This window comes from Cytophagia bacterium CHB2, assembly GCA_030263535.1.
GTDB lineage: Bacteria > Zhuqueibacterota > Zhuqueibacteria > Zhuqueibacterales > Zhuqueibacteraceae > Coneutiohabitans.
In genome coordinates this window covers 1-3,125 of sequence record SZPB01000541.1, presented here as the reverse complement: position 1 = coordinate 3,125, position 3,125 = coordinate 1, and the positions used below count along the sequence as shown (strand labels likewise).

Sequence of the window (3,125 nt, the reverse complement as noted above, 5' to 3'; positions counted from 1 at the left end):
TTCAGCAAAGGCACCCAGTACTCTCGCGAAGGCATTCAACACTCAGCGGAGTATCAAAACACCAGTGATAAGACAATAGTTGCAATTCAACTGGGCTTAGTAAGCTTTGACATTTGGAACGAATTTCTTGATAGAATGGGGGGGATTTCAATTCGAAATTTACCACCCAAGATCAAGGAGAAAGGTTCATGGGTAGCAACTGCATACGCTGACTTTTCTTTTTTGACAGGGGTGTGTTATGTGAGTAAAGTACGCTTTGAAAGTGGTGAAATTTGGGTCGCAGATTTAGATGTTATCGCTGATGAACTTAGAAAAATAGAGAAGAATTTCGATGCCTCGATTTTAAGGGGTAAAGATAAGGAAGAATAAATCGCAACTACAAATTCGGCCTAAAACCAATTGTAGCATTTAATTTGTGTATGAAAAGGACAGGTGAGCGGCGACATTAATCATCAATATCGTTTGATGCGAATTTCTGTTATTAATTAACATTCTGTTTTTGTCATCTTGCCGTGAGCGTGCGTCCATGACAATTTTGGCACACTATTACTGCACAAATAACCCACGATCATTGATTTCTGGTTCTCAGGAGAAGGAAACATTAAATGGGCCTCTGGTCCTCCATCAAAAACAAAATCAAGAAAGCCGCCAAAAAAGTTTGGCGGGTGGTGAAGGCTGTTGTTAGGGTCGTGGTGCGCGTGGTGATGACGGTGGTTGGCCTGGTGCTCGGCATTTTCGATCTCTTGCTCGGCTTTGTGGCGTGGCCGCCGAAGAAACTGCGGCTGCACATCTTCATTCTTTCTGATCAAAACGGGCCGCTGGTCAATCCCGGCGACCTGACTCTCGCGATTGACTTCGCGCGTAAGACGTTAAAAGATCGCTTCAATGTCAAGTTATTGCCCTACAGCGAAGGCATGGTCGAAATCATCACCGCGCCCGCGCCTTCTGCGGCATTGGTCGTGCATTGCGATTCCGGCGCGTTTAAAGAGGAGTTCGGCGAAGCGGGCGAGTATTTTGCAAAGCACCTGGCCGGCTGGAACGCAATCCCGATTTCATTGACTTTTCCAATTACGGCATTCGTTGTGCGCGATATTGTGGGCAAGCAGGGCTGCTCTCTCGGCCCGCTCTCGGATTATTTAACTCTCGATCTCGCCGGCGTGAAGAGTGACAGCACGCTGGCGCATGAAATCGGCCATTCGTGCAGCCTCTGGCACTCTAAAACACAATCGAATCTGATGTGGCCCGATACCAAACGGGGCAATCAAGTCAAATGGTTTCAGAAGAACCTGCTGCGCAGCTCACGACACGTCATGTATTGGTGATCTATTAGAGAAAAACCGTCGGACGAAGGTGTTTTTTGGGTATGAAATAATACTCATGGAGTTTTCCATGCCAGCGCTTCGTAAAAATTGGTTTTTGCTGATCAAGCTCAGCGTCATCGTTTTTCTGTTTTCCGGCTGCGGCAGCGGCGAATTGCCCACGGCAGTGGAACAGCCACAGGAGTTGTTTGCGGTGTCGGTCAAACAACCTCCGGTGCTCGACGGCCGCGCCAACGATGCCGTCTGGCAACAGGCGCCGCGCTATCGCGTTTTTATCGATAACAACAGCGGCGTCAACGCGCCGGCAAGCGGTTTCTTGATGGAGTTCAAAGCCGCCTGGTGGAAAGAGACTGAAATCGATACGGCGCAGAACGATACCTCCGAAGTCATCTATGTCGGCTTTCTGGCAACCTGGCCCGACGCCGACAAAAGCCTCTCCCGGCAAGTCTGGTCTTACGATCCCGCCACTGCAACATGGTCGCAAAGTCAGCAAGGCTCGGATTGGATGATGATGTATTGGCTAAGCTCCGGAAAAGACAGAGATATTTGGTATTGGGATGCTGCGTTGACGAATCCCATGGGCTATTTTCAGGATATGACGCTCGAAGGCTTCCAATCCGGCCAAACCGTAACGCCCTACTTTGCGCGCGTCGACGGCCTGAACTTTCTCAACGATACGCCTTCGTATCGTAACACTTGGGATCTCAACTACGATGACAACAAAACCCCGCGTGATTCGACGGATGATCGTCCGAAATTTGCCTGGAAAAACGATGCGGAGGTGACGCCGCCGGCATTGCCGCCGGTTTATTCCGAAACTTCGGAGAATCGCCAGTTTCTAATCGATTATGAAAGTGCTGTGCTCGCTTCTTCACCCTATGCCACCCCCAATAAAGCCGTCAGCCTGCCTTCATTCGTTTTGCAAGAGCCGCTCGGCGGGTCTGCGGACATTCGGTCGTTTGGGCGATACGAGAACGGCTATTGGACGGTCGAGTTCATGCGCAAAGGAACAGGCACGGAAACCAGCGACATCCCCTTTGATCCCGAAGAACGATTTTTTTCACAAGTTTTTGTGGTCACCGTTGGCAACAATGCGCTCTCCCCGTTTGAAAGCACAACAACGGGATTCAGTCTCAACAACCCGGTACAGTTGACATTTCAGTTTATCCTTGAGGATTGAATTATGTGCAGCCTTCGCCGGCATATCACAATGGCAGCGGCGCTGCTCGCCTGGGCCGCGCTCAGTTCGTGTAACAATCAACCCACCGATCAGGGGCTTACCAGCGGCAGCAAGCCGCCGGAAACTGCTTTTGCACCGTTGCCGCTGGACGGTTCGATGAACAATGCCTTCAAGCTGCGGCTCGAATGGCACGGCAATGATTCAGACGGCATCATTCAAGGTTACGAATATCGCATCACCGGCCCGTTGTTTGACAACACCTGGACATTTACCGAATCGTTTTTTGTGAATTTCAAGTTTCGCAACGGCTGGCACACCATTGAGGTGCGCGCGATTGACAATACCGGCACGGTCGATCCCACACCGGCCACGCTGAACTTTCATGTCTTGGGCCCCACGTTTGACCAGGGCATTTTGATCATGGACGATGAGCCGAATGCCGTAGCAACCGAGGCGCTCGTCGATGCCTATTATGACTCGCTGATGATAGGCGCGGGCTACACGCGCTATACGGTTTGGGATTATCAAGCACAGTTTGCAACCAGCCGGCCCGTGTTTACGCCGCCGCCCAACGACACCACCGGCACGATCGGCATTGGCGCATTCACCACGATCATTTGGTATAC

3 protein-coding genes are annotated in these 3,125 nt (G+C 50.9%); all 3 read left to right on the top strand.

Annotation, left to right across the window (positions count from 1 at the left end; translation table 11 throughout):
* Positions 1-605 precede the first annotated feature (605 nt).
* A complete protein-coding gene (locus FBQ85_28655) occupies positions 606-1,322 on the top strand; it encodes a hypothetical protein (protein MDL1879104.1) in 717 nt (238 codons plus the stop codon).
* A 55-nt stretch (positions 1,323-1,377) separates the two neighbouring features.
* On the top strand, positions 1,378-2,499 hold the full coding sequence (locus FBQ85_28650) for a hypothetical protein (GenBank protein ID MDL1879103.1): 1,122 nt from the start codon (positions 1,378-1,380) through the stop codon (positions 2,497-2,499).
* A 3-nt stretch (positions 2,500-2,502) separates the two neighbouring features.
* The coding region (locus FBQ85_28645) for a hypothetical protein (GenBank protein ID MDL1879102.1) at positions 2,503-3,125 on the top strand (623 nt) is incomplete at its 3' end.